General features: G+C 70.6%; 17 protein-coding genes. 8 read left to right on the top strand and 9 right to left on the bottom strand.

What is annotated here, in order from left to right; all coding sequences use genetic code 11:
* The first annotated feature begins 62 nt into the window (after positions 1-62).
* Together MRBLMI1x_RS04165 and MRBLMI1x_RS04160 are read left to right on the top strand one after the other, a co-directional pair.
* A complete protein-coding gene (locus tag MRBLMI1x_RS04165; protein ID WP_363456376.1) occupies positions 63-2,573 on the top strand; it encodes a circularly permuted type 2 ATP-grasp protein in 2,511 nt (836 codons plus the stop codon).
* On the top strand, positions 2,570-3,451 hold the full coding sequence (locus MRBLMI1x_RS04160; protein ID WP_363456373.1) for a transglutaminase family protein: 882 nt from the start codon (positions 2,570-2,572) through the stop codon (positions 3,449-3,451). Before MRBLMI1x_RS04165 ends, MRBLMI1x_RS04160 begins: the two co-directional genes overlap by 4 nt.
* A 45-nt stretch (positions 3,452-3,496) precedes the next feature.
* On the opposite strand, the gene MRBLMI1x_RS04155 is transcribed toward MRBLMI1x_RS04160, so the two are convergent.
* The 6 genes from MRBLMI1x_RS04155 to MRBLMI1x_RS04130 form a co-directional block, all read right to left on the bottom strand.
* On the bottom strand, positions 3,497-4,981 hold the full coding sequence (locus MRBLMI1x_RS04155) for a hypothetical protein (protein WP_363456370.1): 1,485 nt from the start codon (positions 4,979-4,981) through the stop codon (positions 3,497-3,499).
* Between the two features lie 161 nt (positions 4,982-5,142).
* Complete coding sequence (locus MRBLMI1x_RS04150) at positions 5,143-5,856, bottom strand: FadR/GntR family transcriptional regulator (protein WP_363456367.1); 714 nt, start codon at positions 5,854-5,856, stop codon at positions 5,143-5,145.
* On the bottom strand, positions 5,853-6,626 hold the full coding sequence (locus MRBLMI1x_RS04145) for a 3-oxoacyl-ACP reductase (protein ID WP_116227981.1): 774 nt from the start codon (positions 6,624-6,626) through the stop codon (positions 5,853-5,855). Before MRBLMI1x_RS04145 ends, MRBLMI1x_RS04150 begins: the two co-directional genes overlap by 4 nt.
* Positions 6,627-6,645: 19 nt before the next feature.
* Positions 6,646-8,001, bottom strand: coding sequence for an aldehyde dehydrogenase family protein (locus tag MRBLMI1x_RS04140; protein WP_363456363.1), 1,356 nt, complete (start codon positions 7,999-8,001; stop codon positions 6,646-6,648).
* Positions 7,998-8,768: a gamma-glutamyl-gamma-aminobutyrate hydrolase family protein gene (locus tag MRBLMI1x_RS04135; protein ID WP_116227979.1), complete on the bottom strand. Its 771-nt coding sequence runs from the start codon at positions 8,766-8,768 to the stop codon at positions 7,998-8,000. The genes MRBLMI1x_RS04140 and MRBLMI1x_RS04135 overlap by 4 nt, the downstream gene beginning before the upstream one ends.
* Positions 8,749-10,104, bottom strand: coding sequence for a glutamine synthetase family protein (locus MRBLMI1x_RS04130; protein WP_336125723.1), 1,356 nt, complete (start codon positions 10,102-10,104; stop codon positions 8,749-8,751). The genes MRBLMI1x_RS04135 and MRBLMI1x_RS04130 overlap by 20 nt, the downstream gene beginning before the upstream one ends.
* Before the next feature lie 171 nt (positions 10,105-10,275).
* Here MRBLMI1x_RS04130 and MRBLMI1x_RS04125 point away from each other — a divergent pair, with 171 nt between their 5' ends.
* The gene (locus tag MRBLMI1x_RS04125; RefSeq protein ID WP_363456357.1) at positions 10,276-11,820 is read left to right on the top strand and encodes an amino acid permease; all 1,545 of its coding nucleotides are present in this window, start codon (positions 10,276-10,278) and stop codon (positions 11,818-11,820) included.
* Between the two features lie 109 nt (positions 11,821-11,929).
* Here the strand turns inward: MRBLMI1x_RS04125 and MRBLMI1x_RS04120 are convergent, their stop codons facing one another.
* Positions 11,930-12,415, bottom strand: a complete 486-nt coding sequence (locus MRBLMI1x_RS04120; RefSeq protein WP_018185727.1) for a GNAT family N-acetyltransferase — start codon at positions 12,413-12,415, stop codon at positions 11,930-11,932.
* A gap of 81 nt (positions 12,416-12,496) precedes the next feature.
* Between MRBLMI1x_RS04120 and MRBLMI1x_RS04115 the strand changes: the two genes are divergently transcribed.
* On the top strand, positions 12,497-12,925 hold the full coding sequence (locus tag MRBLMI1x_RS04115; RefSeq protein WP_363456354.1) for a GNAT family N-acetyltransferase: 429 nt from the start codon (positions 12,497-12,499) through the stop codon (positions 12,923-12,925).
* A 53-nt stretch (positions 12,926-12,978) separates the two neighbouring features.
* On the opposite strand, the gene MRBLMI1x_RS04110 is transcribed toward MRBLMI1x_RS04115, so the two are convergent.
* Positions 12,979-15,504 (bottom strand): ATP-dependent Clp protease ATP-binding subunit, encoded by a 2,526-nt coding sequence (locus tag MRBLMI1x_RS04110; protein ID WP_026302767.1) that lies wholly within the window; start codon positions 15,502-15,504, stop codon positions 12,979-12,981.
* A 171-nt stretch (positions 15,505-15,675) separates the two neighbouring features.
* Between MRBLMI1x_RS04110 and MRBLMI1x_RS04105 the strand changes: the two genes are divergently transcribed.
* Genes MRBLMI1x_RS04105 through MRBLMI1x_RS04090 form a run of 4 tightly spaced genes read left to right on the top strand, consistent with a single transcriptional unit; the run spans position 15,676 to position 17,999 of the window.
* A complete protein-coding gene (locus MRBLMI1x_RS04105; RefSeq protein WP_363456351.1) occupies positions 15,676-16,419 on the top strand; it encodes a hypothetical protein in 744 nt (247 codons plus the stop codon).
* A gap of 1 nt (position 16,420) precedes the next feature.
* A complete protein-coding gene (locus MRBLMI1x_RS04100; RefSeq protein ID WP_363456348.1) occupies positions 16,421-17,188 on the top strand; it encodes a hypothetical protein in 768 nt (255 codons plus the stop codon).
* The gene (locus MRBLMI1x_RS04095; protein WP_363456345.1) at positions 17,188-17,772 is read left to right on the top strand and encodes a hypothetical protein; all 585 of its coding nucleotides are present in this window, start codon (positions 17,188-17,190) and stop codon (positions 17,770-17,772) included. Before MRBLMI1x_RS04100 ends, MRBLMI1x_RS04095 begins: the two co-directional genes overlap by 1 nt.
* A complete protein-coding gene (locus MRBLMI1x_RS04090; RefSeq protein WP_018185733.1) occupies positions 17,769-17,999 on the top strand; it encodes a helix-turn-helix domain-containing protein in 231 nt (76 codons plus the stop codon). The genes MRBLMI1x_RS04095 and MRBLMI1x_RS04090 overlap by 4 nt, the downstream gene beginning before the upstream one ends.
* A gap of 344 nt (positions 18,000-18,343) precedes the next feature.
* Here MRBLMI1x_RS04090 and MRBLMI1x_RS04085 read toward each other — a convergent pair whose 3' ends face one another.
* Positions 18,344-19,249: an endonuclease domain-containing protein gene (locus tag MRBLMI1x_RS04085; RefSeq protein ID WP_363456342.1), complete on the bottom strand. Its 906-nt coding sequence runs from the start codon at positions 19,247-19,249 to the stop codon at positions 18,344-18,346.
* Positions 19,250-19,316 lie beyond the last annotated feature (67 nt).

Raw genomic sequence — 19,316 nt, 5'->3', positions numbered from 1 at the left:
CCGGTCGCACGCGCGGATCGACCGGTCGCGTGCCCCTACGCTTGACCCAGGAAGGTGACCCCGTGAGTGTGCTCCGTGACTATGCCGCGGCCGTGTCGCAACCGACGCTGTCGCTCGCGTCGACAGCGCCACGCTACGACGAGGTCGTCGACGGCGACGGCGCACTGCGTCCCGCCTGGCAGGGGCTCGCCTCACTCGCCCTCGGCCTGACCCGCGAAGAGCTCGAACGCGTCGACGGCGAGATCTCGCGGTTCCTCGCCGACGACGGCGTCTCGTACGCACGTGCGGGAGACGACCTGCGACCGTGGCAACTCGACCCGATGCCCTTCGTCCTGGATGCCGCGGGCTGGGCACGCCTCGACGTCGGCCTCGCGCAGCGCGCCGAGCTGCTGAACGCCCTCCTCGCCGACCTCTACGGACCGCAGGTCGTGCTGCACGAGCGGATCGTGCCGGCCGCGGTCATCCTCGGTCACGCCGGGTTCCTCCGCGCGATGGCGCGCGCCGGCGACGAGAACCCGCCGCCCGACCTGCTGCTCTCGGCGACCGATCTCGGTCGCGACGCCGCCGGCGAATGGCACGTGCTCGCCGACCGCGTGCAGGCGCCGTCGGGCCTCGGGTACGCCGCCGAGAACCGGCGCGTCATCTCGCAGGTGCTGCCCGACCTGCTCGACGAGGGCACCCTGCACCGCATGGACCCTTACTTCGCCGCCCTCCGTGCCGCGCTCATCGCTGCGGCCCCCGAGGGGGCGAGCAGTCCCCGGATCGTCGTCCTCTCCCCCGGCCCGCTGTCCGAGACCGCGTTCGATCAGGCCTTCCTCGCCAACGCGCTCGGCTTCCCTCTCGTACAGGGCAGCGACCTCGTCGTCCGTGACGGCGCAGTGTGGATGAAGCCCGCCGGCTGGCCGCAGCGCGCCCCACGCGAGCGCGTCGACGTCATCCTCCGACGGGTGGATGCCGAGTGGTGCGACCCGCTCGAACTCCGCTCGGGATCGCGGCTCGGCGTCGCGGGCCTCGCCGAGGCGGTGCGCCGCGGGCACGTGCGCGTCGTCAACGGACTCGGCGCCGGGGTGCTCGAGAACCCCGCGCTCCTCCCCTACCTGCCCGCCGTCTGCGAACGGCTCCTCGGTGAGCAACTGCGTCTGCCGTCCGTCCCCGCCTGGTGGCTCGGCGACCCCGACGCCCGTGCCGACGCCCTCCCGCGCCTGACCGCCGGCGACCCGACGCTCGAACTGCGCCACATCGACGACCCCCGTCGCCGCCTCGACGCGGCCGACCCCGAGCTGCGCGCCCGCCTGGTGCGCGAGCCGCACCGGTTCGCCGCGGTCGAGCAGCTGGCCCTGTCGCAGGTCCCGGTGTGGGATGCCCGTGGCGCGGCATCCGCTCTGCCCGTCACCCTGCGGGGTTTCGCGATCCGCTTCGGGTCGACGTACCGTCCGCTCGTGGGCGGCCTGGCGACGGTGCGGTCCGCACCCGAGTCGGCGCCCGTCACGAAGGACGTGTGGGTGTTGAAGTCGGACGAGGCGGAAGCCGACCAGGGGATCGTCGACGTGGCATCCCTGCCGACGACCAGAAGCGACCCGACCCTCGCGCCGCGCGCGCTGTCGGACCTGTTCTGGACGGGCCGCTACGCCGAGCGCGCCGAGGATCTCCTGCGTCTCGTGATCTCGACTCAGGCGGCGCTCGACCAGCCCGGCGCCCACCGGGCGGGCCAGGCGGGCGAGAGCGTGCGCGTGCTGCTCGCAGCGATACACACCCTCGCCGGCACGCGGGCGAGCGAACCCGAGGCGGAGTTCCGGTCGCTGCTGCTGGATGCCGCGCGTCCCGGATCGGCGGCGCACTCGATCGCGCGCCTCCGCGACGCCATGGAGGGGGTGCGCGATCAGCTCTCAGGCGACACGTGGCGCGTCTTCTCGAACATCGAACGCGCGGTGCGCGCGCTCCGGACCGCGCCGCATCCGCACCGGACGGCGGAATCCGCGGGACGGATGCTCGCCTCGATGCTGTCTCTCTACGGCGTGACGGCCAACATGATCCGCGACCCCGGCTGGCACATGATGGAGGCCGGTCGCTACCTGGAGCGCGGCCTGCAACTGACGACCCTGCTGTCGTCGGCGTTGTCGGCCAGTCGCAGTCCGCGAACCGACCGCGAAGTGCTCGAATCGCTGCTGCTGACGGCCGAGAGCGTCGTGACGCACCGCCGCCGCTACCGCGGTGCGATGCGAGCGGCCGATGTCGCCGAGCTGCTGCTGCTCGACCGCGGCAACCCTCGTTCGCTCGCGTTCTCGCTGCAGACCCTGCGCGGCCACCTGGCCGCCATGCCCGCCTCGACCGGCTCGTCGCGTGCGGAGCGTCTGCTTGACCAGCTCGAGACCGAGCTCGCCGAGATCGAGGTGCTCGAGATGACGGCGGTCGTCGGGGGACGCCGCGAGCGGCTCGTCGACGGGCTCGAGGGCGTCCGCGCTCAGCTGGAGCAGCTATCGGACGCGATCGGCGACCTGCACTTCGAGGCCGGCCCGCCGGCGGTGTCGATGACCGAGCTGTCGCTCGTCGAGCTGATGGGTGCGCGCGCATGACCCGGTACCGCGTGTGGCATCGCACGGCGTACACCTACAGCGACGCCGTGCAGGACAGCATCGGCCAGTTCCACCTGCGCCCGCGCGACCTGCCGTGGCAGCGGATCGCCGGTTCCGAGGTGACGGTCGACCCCCTCCCGGGCGACATCTCCCCCCGCACCGACTGGTTCGGCAACTCGTCGACGTACTTCCACGTGACCGATCCGCACGAGGCGCTGACGATCGAGGCGTCGAGCGAGGTGACGGTCGCGGTGCCCGAGTACGACGCCGAGGCGCTCGCGCAGTCATGGGAGCTCGCGCGGCCGCTGCGGCATCCCGAACTCGACGGCGCCGTCGAGGCCACCGAGTATGCGCTCGAGTCCGCCCGGGTCGCGCACCACGAGGCAGCCCTCGCCTACGGGGCCGAGTCACTGATACCGGGGAGGCCGATCGGTGAAGCCGCGACCGACCTGATGCAGCGGATCTTCCGCGACTTCGACTACGACAAGACCGCGACGACCGTGACGAGCACCGTGGGCGATGCGATGACGAAGCGGGCGGGCGTCTGCCAGGACTTCGCCCACGTCGCCCTCGCCTGCCTGCGCGGTCACGGCATCGCGGCGCGCTACGTCTCGGGGTACCTCGCGACGCAGCCGCCGCCCGGCAAAGCGCGCGTCTTCGGGGCGGATGCCTCGCACGCGTGGCTCGCGGTGTGGCTGCCCGGCACCGACCAGTGGCTCGCGATCGACCCGACGAACAATCAGTGGGCGAACGATCGGTACGTCACCGTCGCGTGGGGCCGCGACTACGGCGACGTCTCACCGGTGACGGGCATCATCTTCACCGAGGCGAAGACCTCGACCCTGCGCGTGCAGGTCGACGTCGCACCGCTCGACTAGCGCGCCGCGCGTTCGCCGATGCACCGGGCACCGCCGACGCCGGGCTCAGTTGCGGGGGTCGCCCAGCGGCAGCACGCGCGAGCCGAAGTCGAGGATCGTGTAGCGACCACAGCGGACGGGCGTCGCGTCGAACGTCGAGACACCGGCGAAGGGGACGGTCGCGGCATCCTGGATCAGGAACGTCACCGGTCCGCGACGTTCGGCGCGGTTGACGAGCCAGTCGTAGGGGCGCATCGTGTTGTCGACCTGCACCAGGCGCGACGAGTCGGTGAGGGCGAGTTTCGGCGCGCGCACGGTCCAGAACTGCCCCGCACCGGTGCGGCCGGATGCCTCGACCCAGCGGGTGACGCACGCGAGATCGGCGTCCGGGCGGCCCGCGGCGGCGACGGTCACAGGAACCGCGGCGACGGCGGCGATAGCGAGCACGCCGGCAAGACTCGCGCTCAGGGCGCGAGGGACCGACAGGACGGGTGGCGCCACCGCGAGCACCACCACCGGCAGGAACACCCACGGCTGCAGATAGCGATCGGCGTCGGTGCCGGCCACGACGACGAGGGCGGTCGCCGCGATCGGCGCGACGACCGCGAGGACGCAGACGGCCGCGACGACGCCGTCACGCCGACGCCACGACCGCACCGCGACGACGACGCTCGCCGCGAACAGTGCGAGCACCACGGCGAGCCAGAGGAGTCCGTTCACGGAGACCACCGTGTCGCCGAGCACGCCGGAGAGACGGGCGAGCGCGGCACCCGCCTGGTCGGGGCGCAGGTAGTCGCTGCCGGCGGCGACGATGTTCGCCGCGAAGAACCCCCGCAGCAGGTAGCCGACCGCCGCCGCGCCCGCGACCGCGAGCAGCGTCACGAAGGCGAGACGCGGCACGATCCTGCGCCCGACAAGCAGGATGCCGACGGTCACCGCGACCGGTCCGACGCACCACACGACGAAGAGGGGATTCGTGAGGGTCGAGATCGCGACGACGCCCACCATGACGGGCACGACACGAACGGCCGGCGCGCCGTCCAGCAGCCGCCGGAACAGACCCACGGTGACAAGAGTGCCGACGACCGTCGCGGAGTAGTAGGTCGTCGTCGCCGTCAGCAGCGCGAGGTGGAACCCCGGCATCCCGTCGGGTCCTTCGAGGAGGACCAGCGCGACGAACGCCGCGAACGCCAGAACGCTCCCCGTCACGGGCCGCGAGCCCGGCCGGGAGCGCCCGGCGACCAGGCGGATCACGCCGTACACGGCGAGGAGGTTGACCACGGCGTTGAGCGTGAGCGTCCCTGTCGTGCCGAGCCCCAGGAACGACAGCGCCGCGTAGACCGTGGTCTCGGGCAGGAAGAGCACGGGTGACAGCGCCCAGTCCTGCGAGTCCCCGCGCCGCAGTGAATCCGCCATGAGCGCGACGACGACCGAATCCCCATCGCGGTACAGCAGCCACGAACTCGTCGAGGCGACGACGGCCACGGCGATGAGCGCGAGAGCCAGCGCCGCACCCCATCCGGCCGCCTCGGCGGCACGCCGCTGAATCATCCCGGGCCGCATCATCACCGCTCAGCACACCAGATTCGCCCCGGCGGCACCAGTCGGAGCGTGACGGATGCACGGCGGCCGGTGCAGACGTGACAAGACGCGGCCCCGAACGCCACATCGCCCCCAGCGGCCGGACATCCGTCACCGTGCGGGCCGCGACCTCAGCCCAAGAACCCTCGCAGCAGCGCCTCCGACCCGGCGAGGTGCTCGAGCACGGCGGCCTCGGCCGCGTCCGCCCGCCCCGCCAGGATCGCCGCGACGATCCGCTCGTGCTGCGCGTCGGAATGCTCGATGTTGCGCGGCAGCAGCGGGAACGTGTCGAGCCAGGCGTTGATGCGCGCCCGGTTCTCGACGACCAGGGGCAGCAGCGACGGGATGCCGCTTGCCTCCGCGATGGCCAGGTGCAGCAGCGAGTCGAGCCGGCGGTACTCCCCCTCTGCGGCTCCGACGGTCGCGCGGTGATGCTGCTCGAGCGCGGAGCGGGCGGCATCCGTCAACGCTTGCGACGCAGCGGCGCGCGCGGCGCCCGCTTCGAGCACGCGGCGCAGGCCCAGGATGTCTTCGAGTTCGGCCGCGTCGACCGGGCCTGCGGGCACGGGGAGGGGATCGGCCACGAACGTGCCGCCGTATCGCCCCCGCCGCCGCACCACGTAACCGGCGTCGGCGAGCTCGCCGATCGCCTGCCGCACGGTGTCACGGCTCACGCCGTAGCGCTCGGCGAGCTCGCGCTCCGAGGGGAGGGACTCCCCCGGCGCGACCACGCCGAGCCGCACGGTCTGCACGAGCCGTGCGACGGTGTCCTCGAGCGCGTTGCCGCCGCGCACCGGTCGGTAGACGGTGCGGCCGAGATCCGGCGACGACGCGGCCGCGATCACAGCGGCGTCACGTAGGCGTTGGTGATGCCGCCGTCGACGACGAACGCGTTCGCGGTGATGAACGAGGCGTCGTCCGAGGCGAGAAAGGCGACGGCGGCGGCGAGTTCTTCGGGCTCGGCGAAGCGGCCCATCGGCACGTGCACGAGCCGTCGCTGGGCGCGCTCGGGGTCGGCGGCGAACAGCTCCTGCAGCAGCGGCGTGTTCACCGGTCCGGGGCAGAGCGCGTTGACACGGATGCCCTGCCGGGCGAACTGCACGCCGAGCTCGCGGGTCATCGCGAGGACGCCGCCCTTGGAGGCGGTGTACGAGATCTGCGAGGTGGCCGAGCCCAGCAGTGCGACGAACGACGCCGTGTTGATGATCGAGCCCTTGCCCGCCGGCACCATATGGCGCAGCGCGGCGCGCGAGCAGAGGTAGACGCTCTTGAGGTTGACGTCCTGCACCTTGTCCCACGCGGGCAGCTCGGTGGTCTCGATCGAGTCGTCATCGGCGGGAGAGATGCCGGCGTTGTTGAAGGCGATGTCGACCGAACCGAGGTCGGCGGCGACGCCGTCGAAGAGCGCGTCGACGGATGCCTGGTCTGCGACGTTCACCTGGCGGAAGACGCCGCCCACCTCGTCGGCGGCCTTCTGGCCGGTCACGGGGTCGAGGTCGGCGATGACGACGCGGGCCCCCTCGGCGGCGAACCGCCGCGCGGTCGCGAGGCCGATGCCGCTGGCACCGCCGGTGATGATGGCGACGCGGTCGCGCAGGCGCTGGGTGAGATCCATTCGGGGAAGTCCTTCCGGGTCAGGAGGTGGCGTAGAAGACGTTCTTGGTCTGGGTGAAGTGCTCGGCCGCGTCGGGTCCGAGCTCGCGGCCGAGACCCGAGGCCTTCATGCCGCCGAAGGGGGTCGTGTAGCGCACCGACGAGTGCGAGTTCACGGACAGCACGCCGCTCTGCACGCCTCGGGACACGCGGATGCCGCGACCCAGGTCGCGCGTCCAGATCGAGCCCGCGAGCCCGTAGACGGTGTCGTTGGCGAGAGCGATCGCGTCGGCCTCATCGGCGAACGGCAGCACCGCGACGACGGGTCCGAAGACCTCTTCCGTCGCGATGCGGTCGCCCCGCCCGGCGAGCACGACGGTCGGAGCGAACCAGAACCCGGCACCCTCGGGGGCGGCGCCGCGGAAGGCGACGTCGGCACCATCGACGTACCCGGCGACGCGATCGCGCTGTGCGGCGGAGATGAGCGGGCCCATCTCGGTCGACTCGTCGTTCGGGTCGCCGACGCGCCATGCGGCGACGGCGGGCTCGACGAGCTCGAGGAACCGGTCGAACACCGAGCGCTCGACGAGCAGGCGGCTGCGGGCGCAGCAGTCCTGCCCGGCGTTGTCGAAGACCGAGCCGGGGACGGCCGCGGCGGCCGCCTCGAGGTCGGCGTCGGCGAACACGATGTTGGCGCTCTTGCCGCCGAGCTCGAGCGTCACGGGCTTGAGCTGGCGCGCGCAGCCCGCGGCGACCTCGGTTCCGACGCGGGTCGACCCGGTGAACACGACCTTGCGGACGTCGGGATGCGTCACGAACCGCTCCCCGACGACGGGACCGGCGCCGGGGATGACGGTGAAGACGCCGTCCGGCAGCCCCGCCTCGAGTGCCAAGTCGCCGAGGCGCATCGCGGTCAGCGGGGTCATCTCGGCGGGCTTCAGCACGACGGCGTTCCCGGCGGCGAGCGCGGGCGCGAAGCCCCACGCCGCGATCGTCATGGGGAAGTTCCACGGCACGATGATCCCGACGACCCCGTACGGCTCGTGGTAGGTCACGTCGAGCCCGCCGGCGACGGGGATCTGGCTTCCGATCAGGCGTTCCGGCGCACCGGCGTAGTAGTTGAGCACCTGCGCGACGTGCGAGGCCTCCCACCGGGCGGACGAGATCGGATGCCCCGCCTCGAGCACCTCGAGCTGGGCGAGTTCCTCGACGTGGTCCTCGACCACGCGCGCGAAGTTCCGGAGCGCATCGGCGCGGGCGACGGGGGCCAGCTCGGCCCACGCGCGCTGCGCGCGGACGGCGCGGGCGACCGCGGCATCCGTCTCCTCCACCGAGGCGAGCGCGACGTCGCGGACGGCGGCGCCGGTCGCGGGGTTGAGGACGGTGAAGGCGCTCATGCGGAGACTCCCCGGTGCGAGGCGGCGTAGGCGTCGGCGGCGGCGACCAGGCCGAGGAAGAGGCGCCGATCGGCGGAGTTCTCCTCGGGGTGCCACTGCACCGCGACGAGGTAGTCGTCGCCCGGTGTCTCGAACGCCTGCACGAGCCCGTCGTCGGTGCGGGCGGTGACGACGAGCCCCTCGCCGAGGCGGTCGACGCCCTGGTGGTGGTAGCTGTGGACGCCGTAGGGACCGGCGCCGATGAGGCCCGCGAGCTTCGTGTCGGCATCCACCTCGACGGTGTTCTCGGCGAAGACACCGCCGCCGATCTTGTAGCGCTCGGTCCCGACGGCTTCGGGAAGGTGCTGATGCAGCGTGCCGCCGTAGGCGACGTTGATGAGTTGCAGTCCGCGGCAGATGCCGAAGACCGGGATGCCGCGCTCCCGCGCGCCGGCGAGCAGGGCGAGCTCCCACTCGTCGCGGTCCGCGCGGGCAGGGTCGGTGAGCGGATGCCGGGGCGCACCGTACAGCTCGGGCTGCACGTCGAGTCCGCCGGTCAGGATGAGTCCGTCGAGTCCGTCGAGCACGACCGCCGCCGCGGCCTGGGCCGACGGCTGCGGCGGAAGCAGCACGGCGACGCCGCCCGAGGCGGTCACTGCGTCGAAGTACTGCTGCGGCAGGAAGCTCGCACGGACGTCCCACACCCCCTGCACCGCGCGCTCGAGGTAGGTGGTGAGTCCGATGACGGGGCGGCGACCGCCCGCGGGATCAGAGACGTTCGAAGCCACGGATGCGCTCCCAGTCGGTCACGGCGGCGTCGTAGGCGAGGACCTCGACTCGCGCCTGGTGCAGGTAGTGGGCCACGACCTCGTCGCCGAACGCGGCGCGGGCGATCTCGGAGGCCTCGAACAGGTCCGCCGCCTCCCGCAGCGTCGTCGGCAGGTGATCGACGTCGGAGTCGTAGGCGTTGCCGGTGAGCGGTGCGGGCAGCTCGAGCTCGTGCTCGATGCCGTGCAGACCGCCCGCGATGATCGCCGAGATGGCGAGGTAGGGGTTGACGTCGCCGCCCGGCACGCGGTTCTCGACTCGCAGCGACGGCCCCTTCCCGACGACCCGGAGCGCGCACGTGCGGTTGTCGACGCCCCACGCGATGCCCGTGGGGGCGAAGGAGCCCTTCGCGAAGCGCTTGTACGAGTTGATCGTCGGCGCGTAGAGCAGCGTGAACTCCTTCAGCGTCGCGAGGATGCCGGCGATCCAGTGCTCCATGAGCGGGCTGAACCCGTGCTCGCCGTCGCCCGCCATGACCGCTTCGCCGTCCTCGCCGCGGACCGACAGGTGGATGTGGCAGCTGTTGCCCTCGCGCTGATCGAACTTGGCCATGAAGGTCAGCGACTTGCCGTGGGCGTCGGCGATCTCCTTCGCACCGTTCTTGTAGATCGTGTGCTGGTCGGCCGTTTCGAGCACCTCGGCGAAGCGGAACGCGATCTCCTGCTGCCCGTCGTGGCACTCGCCCTTCACGCCCTCGCAGTAGAGCCCGGCACCCTCCATGCCACGGCGGATGTCGCGCAGCAGCGGCTCGAGACGGGTCGTGGCGAGCAGGTTGTAGTCGACGTTGTAGTCGGTGGATGCCTGCAGTCCGACGTAACGCTTGGCCCAGGCATCCCGGAACGAGTCGTCGAAGACGATGAACTCGAGTTCCGTACCCGAGTAGGCGACGAGTGCGCGGTCGGCGAGGCGCTGACGCTGCGCGTTCAGGATGCCGCGGGGCGACTGGATGACCGCGCCGCCGCGCACGTAGTCCAGATCCGCCATGACGAGCGCGGTCGCCGGCTGCCAGGGGATGCGGCGGAGCGTCGCCATGTCGGGGCGGAGCACGAGGTCGCCGTAGCCCTTGTCCCAGCCCGACATCTCGTAGCCGTCGATCGTGTTGACGTCGACGTCAACCGAGAGGAGGTAGTCGCAGACCTCGGCGCCGTGCCCGGCGACCTCGTCGAGCCAGAAGCGGCCCGCGACGCGCTTGCCGACGAGGCGTCCCTGCGCGTCGGGGAAGGCGACGATCACCGTGTCGATCTCGTCGGCAGCGATCGCATCGGCGAGTTCGTCCACCGTCAGGTTTCCGGGCATCCGTGGTCCTTCCGTCGTGCACTGTGCGGGATCGTCGTGGGGCTGTAACGAGAACGCTACATCCCAAAGGTAGACATGGCGTACCAATAGACGCCACACTCTTCCGCAAGGCGTGAGCCAGCGCGCCGACCCGACGGCGCGCCTCGCGCCGACCCGCAGCCAGGAGGTCTCATGACGAATCCGAGCACCACTCCCCCCGCGACCGGCGGCGTGCGCTACGCCCGAGCCGAAGAGGGCTACTTCGAGAAACGCACCCTGAAGCGCTCCGCTGGAGTCTGGGGGCTCTGGGGCCTCGCCGTCGCCGCCGTCATCTCGGGCGACTTCTCGGGGTGGAACTTCGGCATCGACTTCGCCGGTTTCGGCGGCATGCTGATCGCCTTCGCCGTGCTCGTGCTCATGTACTACGGACTCACTTTCTCGATCGGCGAGATGGCCGCCGCGATGCCGCACACCGGCGGTGCCTACTCGTTCTCGCGTTCCGCGATGGGGCCGTGGGGAGGGCTCGCGACCGGTCTCGCGGAGACGATCGAGTACGTCGCGACCACTGCCGTCGTCGTCTACTTCTCCGGCTCGTACGCCGACAAGGCGCTGAACCTGCTCACCGGTGTGAGCCTGCCGCCGTGGCTGTGGTGGGTCATCCTGTACGCGCTGTTCATCGGCCTCAATGCCGCCGGCGCGGCCGTCTCGTTCGGCTTCGCAATCGTCGTCTCGGTCATCTCGATCGGCATCATCGTCGTCTTCGGCGTGATGGCCCTCGCGTCGAACACGTTCGACTGGAACTCGCTCTGGAACATCACCCCCGATCCTGCAGCATTCGGCTCCTCGGAGTTCCTGCCGCACGGCATCGGTGCGGTGCTGCTCGCTCTGCCGTTCGCGATGTGGTTCTTCCTCGGTATCGAGGAGCTCCCGCTGGCTGCCGAAGAGTCGCACAACCCCGCCCGCGACATCCCCCGCGCCGGCCTCTGGGCCCGTGGCACGCTGATCGTGACGGGCCTCATCGTCCTGTTCCTCAACACAGGCGTCCTCGGCGCCGAGGCCACGGCGCCGTCTACGGAGCCCCTGCTCGAAGGGTTCCAGGCGTTCCTGCCCGATCAGGCCGCCGCGATCTTGTCATTGTTGGCCCTCATCGGCCTGTTCGCCTCGCTGATGGGCATCATGTTCGCCTACGGACGCAACATGTACTCCCTCTCGCGGGCCGGGTACTACCCGCGCTGGCTGTCACTGACCGGCAAGCGTCAGACCCCGTGGGTCGCGCTCACGTTCGGTGCCGTGCTCGGCTTCATCGCTCTCGTGATCCTGCAGGCCGCGGGCGGCGACGCGAGCCCGGCCGGCGCGATCGTGCTGAACATCGCGGTGTGGGGCGCCGTGGTCGCGTACTTCCTGCAGATGGTGTCGTTCATCATCCTGCGCAAGAAGTTCCCGAACGCCGCGCGGCCCTACAAGAGCCCGTGGGGGTTGTTCGGCGCTTATTCGGCGGGCATCATCGCCGCGATCGTGTTCATCGGGCTGCTGTTCAACGAGGCGTTCCTCCTCGCGATCATCGCGATCATCATCGTCTACGTCGTGATCTTCATCGGCTTCGCCGTCTACGGCCGCAAGCGCCTCATCCTCTCGCCCGAGGAGGAGTACGCGCTCTCCGGCGGCCTGCACGGAGACCCGCAGCGCGAGGGCTACGACGCCATGGAGAAGGACGTCTTCGGAGACACGCGCTCCTGATCGACCCGGACGGGCCGGGTGCTGCTGAGGGCGCACCGGTCCGTTCGCACGTGCGGCCACGTTCGGATGCCTCGCGGCGCCGGCATCCCTCGCATCCGACGACAGCGGGTCAGAGCACGAGGCGGAGGCACACGAGCCGATCGCGCGACTCCCATGACGGCGCCTCGACGAAGCCCTGCCGCGCGTAGAGGGCGAGCGCGTCGGCACGCCAGTCCCAGACCGACAGGCGAAGTCCGGTCGCACCGACGGCACGCGCGCGGTCGGCGGCATCCGTCAGCAACGTCGACCCGGCGCCGGAGCGACGCCCCGCGGGCGCGACCCAGAGCCGCTTGATCTCGAGATCCGATCCCGACCGGTGCAGCACCGCCATCCCGATCGCGCTGCCGTCGCGCTCTGCGACGATCACCTCGGCGCCTGCGAAGGCTGCCGCAGGGTCGCGCACCTCGGCCGCGTAACGCTCGGGCAACGGGCCCCGCTCGGCGAGCCCCTGTTCGACCTTCTCGCCCTCGGTCTGCGCGTGATAGTCAGCCAGCATCGCAGCGACCAGGCCGAGATCGGCACCGTCGAGGACGGCCGGGCGAACGAGGAGAGGCACCCGACCATCCTCGCCTGTCAGCGGAGGCGACGAATCGCACGCGATATCTCGGCGTCGCGCCCGCCGGGGTTGAATGGACGGATGCGCTGGACGACCCGACCTTCGACGCCCGCAGACGCGACGTGGATTGCTGAACTCCGCGCCGTCGTCATGCGCCCCGACCTCGAACGCCTCGGCGTCTTCAGCCCCGAACGAGTCCGTCAGCGCTTCCTCGCCGCGTTCGACCCCGCCCTCACCCGGGTGATCGTCGTCGACGGGGCGGATGCCGGTTGCGTCGCCGTCCGCTCGGCCCCGGACGGTACGTGGATCGAGCACTTCTATCTGGACGAGCGTGTGCAGGGGCACGGTGTGGGGACGCAGGTCCTGCAGTCGGTCCTCGCCGAAGACCACCCGAGACCTTGGCGCATCAATGTCCTGCAGCAGAGCCCGGCCCGCCGCCTCTACGAGCGTCACGGCTTCATCCTCGACAGCGAGGACGAGGTCGACGTCTTCCTGGTCCGCCGGGACTGAACGACGAAGGGGTCGGATGCCTCTCGGCATCCGACCCCTGTCGTTCGTGTCGCTTACGACCCGGCGATGATGTCCGGGCTCGCGGTGATCTCGCCCGCGGCGCCCACACCGACCGCTTCGCGGCCTTCCTGGCGGGTCGTCGCGAAGACGAAGGCGTTGTTCTGGACGTCTACCGCGACGTGGTCGCCGGCGTTCAGCTCGCCACGGAGGATGCGCTCGGAGAGCTGGTCCTCGACCTCGCGCTGCATGGCGCGGCGCAGGGGCCGGGCACCCAGGGTCGGGTCGAACCCGATCTCGATGAGGCGGTCCTTGGCGGCATCCGTCAGCTCCACCGTCATGTCACGGTCGAGCAGACGCTCGCTGAGGCGCTTCGTGAACAGCGTCACGATCTGGCGCAGCTCGGCCTTGTTGAGCTGCGGGAAGACGATGACGTCGTCGACACGGTTGAGGAACTCGGGCTTGAAGTGACGCTTCAGCTCCTCGTCGACCTTGCCCTTCATCCGCTCGTAGGTCGTCTGCGAGTTGCCCTCGACCTGGAAGCCGACCGGACCACCGGCGATCGCCGACGAACCGAGGTTCGTCGTCATGATGATCACGGTGTTCTTGAAGTCGACCACGCGGCCCTGACCATCGGTCAGTCGACCCTCTTCGAGGATCTGCAGCAGCGAGTTGAAGATGTCCGGGTGGGCCTTCTCGATCTCGTCGAAGAGGACCACGGAGAACGGCTTGCGGCGCACCTTCTCGGTGAGCTGGCCGCCCTCTTCGAAGCCGACGAACCCGGGAGGGGCACCGAACAGTCGCGAGACCGTGTGCTTCTCGCCGAACTCCGACATGTCGAGGGAGATCAGCGCGCCCTCGTCGTCGAAGAGGAACTCGGCGAGCGCCTTGGCGAGCTCGGTCTTACCGACGCCCGTGGGGCCGGCGAAGATGAACGAGCCCGAGGGGCGGTTCGGGTCCTTGAGTCCGGCACGCTGGCGACGGATCGTGCGGGAGAGGGCCGCGATGGCCTCCTCCTGACCGATGACGCGCTGGTGCAAGGCCTTCTCCATGAAGACGAGACGGCTGGTCTCCTCTTCGGTGAGCTTGAAGACGGGGATGCCGGTGGCCTGCGCCAGCACCTCGGCGATCAGACCCTCGTCGACGACCGCGTGCGACGCGACGTCACCCGAGCGCCACTGCTTCTCGAGGCGCAGACGCTCGGCCAGGAGCGACTTCTCCTCGTCGCGCAGGGAGGCTGCCTTCTCGAAGTCCTGCTCCTCGCTGGCGGCTTCCTTGTCCTCGCGGACCTTGGCGATCTTCTCGTCGAATTCGCGCAGCTCCGGCGGGCTGGACAGGATCGACAGACGCAGGCGTGCGCCGGCCTCGTCGATCAGGTCGATGGCCTTGTCGGGCAGGAAGCGGTCCGAGACGTACCGGTCGGAGAGGTTCGCCGCGGCGACGATGGCGCCGTCGGTGATCTGCACCTTGTGGTGAGCCTCGTAGCGGTCGCGCAGGCCCTTCAGGATGTTGATCGCGTGGGGAAGGCTCGGCTCCGCCACCTGGATCGGCTGGAAACGGCGCTCCAGCGCGGCATCCTTCTCGAAGTGCTTGCGGTACTCGTCGAGCGTCGTCGCACCGATCGTCTGCAGCTCACCGCGGGCGAGCAGCGGCTTCAGGATGCTGGCGGCGTCGATCGCGCCCTCGGCGGCACCCGCACCCACGAGGGTGTGGATCTCGTCGATGAAGACGATGATGTCGCCGCGCGTGCGGATCTCCTTGGTGACCTTCTTCAGGCGCTCCTCGAAGTCACCGCGGTAGCGGGAACCGGCGATGAGCGAACCGAGGTCGAGCGAGTAGACCTGCTTGTCCTTGAGCGTCTCGGGAACTTCGCCCTTGACGATCGCCTGGGCGAGGCCCTCGACGACGGCGGTCTTGCCGACACCGGGCTCACCGATGAGGACGGGGTTGTTCTTCGAGCGGCGCGACAGGATCTGCATCACGCGCTCGATCTCCTTCTCGCGCCCGATGACGGGGTCGAGCTTGTTGTCGCGCGCTGCCTGCGTGAGGTTGCGGCCGAACTGGTCGAGGACGGCGGAGCCGCCCTGCGCCGTGGCCTGGGCCTGCTCGCCGGCGCCGGAAGCGACGCCCGCGGGCTCCTTGCCCTGGTAGCCGCTGAGCAGCTGGATGACCTGCTGGCGCACCTTGTTCAGGTCGGCGCCGAGCTTGACGAGAACCTGCGCGGCGACGCCCTCACCCTCGCGGATGAGCCCGAGCAGGATGTGCTCGGTGCCGATGTAGTTGTGGCCCAGCTGCAGCGCTTCGCGCAGCGACAGCTCGAGCACCTTCTTGGCACGCGGCGTGAACGGGATGTGACCCGTCGGCTGCTGCTGCCCCTGCCCGATGATGTCCTGGACCTGCTCGCGCACGGCGTCGAGCGAGATGCCCAGGCTCTCGAGGGCCTTGGCGGCGACGCCTTCACCCTCGTGGATCAGGCCGAGGAGGATGTGCTCCGTGCCGATGTAGTTGTGGTTCAGCATCTTCGCCTCTTCTTGGGCGAGCACCACCACACGACGTGCACGGTCTGTGAATCTCTCGAACATCGTCTCCACCTCCACTCGACGCACTGGCGGCGTCTTACGTAGAGGCTAACGACGGCGGGATGCCGGTATGCCCGTGTTCGCCGTGGGCATACGGGATGCCGGGGCTTGCGGCCGCGGCATCCGTGGGCATAACGTTTGTCGATAACAACGAATGTCGTTATGGGGGCGGGAATGGTTTCTGGGACGGACATGCCGAGCGTGCTGTTGTGGGGCGCCATCGGGCTCGCGATCGTCGCGGCGATCGTCGGGCTGATGGTGTGGGATGCGCGGCGCCGGAAGTCTCCGTCGGTCCTGCTCGACGTGATCGCTGCGATGGCCCGCGTGTGGGTGGCGATCGTGGTGCTCGGGATCGTCGTGACGACCATCCGCTGGGTGTCCGGCGGCCCTTACGACCTGACTCAGATGCCTGTCACGCTCAGGTGGCCGACCGAGCTCCCGTGCCAGTCGCGCGGCGGCGGGATCACAGGTGAGGGCGCTGTGCTGCACTGCGCGGTCGCCGATTCGGCAAGCGCCACGGTCAGTGGCCTCGACGGCGGACTGCGTGCGCTGCTCGGCTTCGGGAGCGTCCTCTCTCTGCTCGTCGCGGCGGTCCCAGGAGTAGTGATCGCCGTCCTCGGCCAGCGCGCCCTGACACGAGCGCCGTTCGCCGCTCGCTCCGCGCGGTGGCTGCTCGTGAGCGCGATCGTCGTGCTCGTGGCCGGCACGCTCGGGTCTCTCCTCAACGACGTCGGCTCGTTCCTGGTTGCGCAATCCGTCCTGGCGGAGCCGATCGCCGACTCCCCGGTGACGGCGCCGAGGGCGTTCAGCCTGAACCCACCGGCATGGCCGCTCGGTGTGGCGCTGGGGCTCGGGGCGCTGAGCGTGATCTTCCAGCAGGGCGCGAGGTTGCAGCGCGAGACCGAAGGGTTGGTGTGACGTGGGCGGATTCACCTGGATGATCGGCATGGCCGCGATGCTCGTCGTGATCCTGATCGCGGCGATGATCCTCGCGTTCGTCCTTGCTGCGGGTGAGCGTCGACGCGAACAGAAGGACCCGACGTCCTTGGTGCGCGTCACCCAGATCGTGGCTGTCGTGTGGGCCGGAGTGTCGGCCGTCGGCGCACTCGTCACGCTCCTGTTCATCCTCCTCTCGCCGACAGTGTCGATCACCATGCCGATTCAAAGCTTCTGGCCAGAACTGCCCAGCCAGGTCCGTGCCGAGCCGACGGAGGCCACGCGCGTGAGCGGCGGCTTCGATTCCGTGACGCTCGACGTGGCGGGTCTGAACCCTGCCGCACGGATCACCTGGGCGATCAGTCAGGTCGCTGCCTGGCTGGTGCCCGCGTCGATCGCCGCTCTTGTCGCCGTTGCGTGCTCCCACCTCCTGTCCGGCCGCGGATTCGCTCCGGTGGTTGCGCGGATGGCTTCGGTGGCGGCCGTGTGCGTCACTGCCGGCGGCACTCTTGCGCAGGTATTCGGAGACATCGCGGGAAGCGTGGCGTCGTCGCAGGTATTCGAGGTGACGGGCAGATCCTGGAAAGACATTCCCGGGATCGAAGACCCTTTCGCCGCCTGGGTTCCGCAGGCCAACCTCCTCATCACCTTCCCGTTCTGGCCCATCGCGGCAGGCCTCGGCCTCGCTGCTCTGGCTGCGTTCTTCCGCTACGGCTCCCGCCTCCAGCGGGACGTGACGGGGCTCATCTGATGGCCGCCGGGACCCGGACCACGGGCGCGTTGGACCTCGTCGTCTACGGCGTCGCCGCCTCCCTCGCGGCGGTGGCCGTCGCTGTGTTCCGCATCACCGAGATCCTTGGCCCCGAGGGCCCTGCCGTGACGGTCGGGGCGGATGCGGCATCCGCTGCACTGGGACTCTCGGTGGGGGCGACGGTGGATACCGTGAGCGTCCGGGCGCCCGATCTCGGCGTCGGCGGCCGTTCCTGGATGATCGCGGCGGTCCTGCTCGTCGCCGTCGCGAGCGTGGTCGTGGCCGCAGCGCTCATGCGCGTCGCTCTCGCCGTGCGCCGGGGACGCGTGTTCGCCGGGGGCGCCACCCGTGCGCTTGCGGTGATCGCCGGAACGCTGACGGCGGCCGTGTTCGCGTGGCCGATCGTCGACGGGATGGGGCGACAGCACGCGATGCAATCCCTCGGAATCCGGTTCGAGACGCTGTCGATGCTCGATCTGCTGCCCCTGCTGCCGATCCTGCTGGTCGCCGTCGCCGCGGCCGTGCTGGCGAGCACCTTCGCGCAGGGCGAGCGACTGCAGCGCGACACCGAGGGGCTCGTGTGAGTCCGACCGAGGAGGACGAGCTCACCGGCATCCACTGTCGACTCGACGAACTGCTCGCGGAGCGTGGGATGACGCTGACGCGCCTGTCCGAGATCGTCGGGGTGTCGGTCGTGAACCTGTCGATCCTCAAGAACGACCGCGCCCGCGCGATCCGGTACTCGACCCTGTCGGCGATCTGCCGTGCCCTCGACTGCGAGGTCGGCGAGCTGCTCGTGCGCGCGGACTGAGCCCGCCGCGCGTCGTGTGGCGTTGCGCGTTCGGTCGCGCCGAATGGCGACCTCCGCGTCCGTGTATCCGCCATACGGCGCGACTGAACGCACGCCCCGGGATTCACTCGCGCCATGTCGCGACCTCCGCACCCGTCTACCCGCCATACGGCGCGACTGAGCTCGGGCGAGCACACCCGCACCCGCATCTCGCATGCCCGGGCAACCCACACATTCACTCGCGCCATATGGCGACCTCGAGGCTCGCGCACCCGCCATTCGCGCCCGCGCACCCGCCATTCGGCGCGACCGAACGCCCGCGCCGCGCGACCGACCACGCACCGCCGCGCACCCAGCCGCACACCTCAGGCCAGAGCCCGCCCCAGTCGCGCGAGCAGGTCACGCGGGTCTCCGAACACGTCGCCCTTCGTCACCCGCAGCACCCGCCACCCGGCCTCGACCAGTCGGTCGTAGCGCGCGAGGTCGGCGGCCCACTGCGCCGGATCGGTCAGATGATGCTCGCCCTCGTACTCGAGCGCCACGCGCCGAGCCGGGTACGCGAGATCCACCTGCGCCAACCACATCCCCCGAGCGACGACGTCATGGTTCACGGCCGGAGGCGGGAAACCGGCGTCCACCACGATCAGGCGCAGCCACGTCTCGGGCCGCGACCTCGACCGCACCGAGACCCGCGGCAACGCCTCGCGCAGACGCGCGGCGCCGACACGGCGGCCAGCCGCCACCGCCCGCTCGAGCTGCGTCCGCGTCGTGAGCGGCGGCGGATCGGCCGGGTGCATCGGCTCGCGCACAGCGGCATCCGCGGTCGCGACCAGATCGCGCACGTTCCCGAGCGCACCCCCGAGCATCGCCCAGGTCGTCGCGGGCGACGTCACCGGCACCCCGAACAGCGGATGCCGCACCACCCCCACCATCGACGGGTGCACCGCGTGTCCCACCACACCGGCCCCGGCTGGCGCGCGATGCGGCGCGCGCACGGAGACGTGCAGCGGCCCACCCGCGGAGGAGGGAAGCGGCATCCCCCACAATTCCGCGGCCGTCACGTGACTGAAGAAGACGTGCGGGCTCATCGCGCAGGCGTAGGCCGCGACCATCTGCGCAAGGTCGCCGTCGGGAACAGCCGTCGACCGTACGCCGTGGAACGGACGTGTCAGGTCCGCGGCCCGCAGTCGCGACCGGTTCACTCCCGCCGCGCGCGCCTGCGCGACCGAGAACGGCTCCCCGAGCCCGTCTGTGAGGGATCGCGCGCGCATCCCGTCACGGTCGCTGATGCGAATGGCAAACGGATGCCGCGCCCCGCCCTGTGTGCGCAACGGCGGA

Source organism: Microbacterium sp. LMI1x-1-1.1 (assembly GCF_040676205.1).
In the GTDB taxonomy this organism is placed as follows: Bacteria; Actinomycetota; Actinomycetes; order Actinomycetales; family Microbacteriaceae; genus Microbacterium; species Microbacterium aquilitoris.
This window is presented reverse-complemented; position numbering and strand designations above follow the sequence as displayed.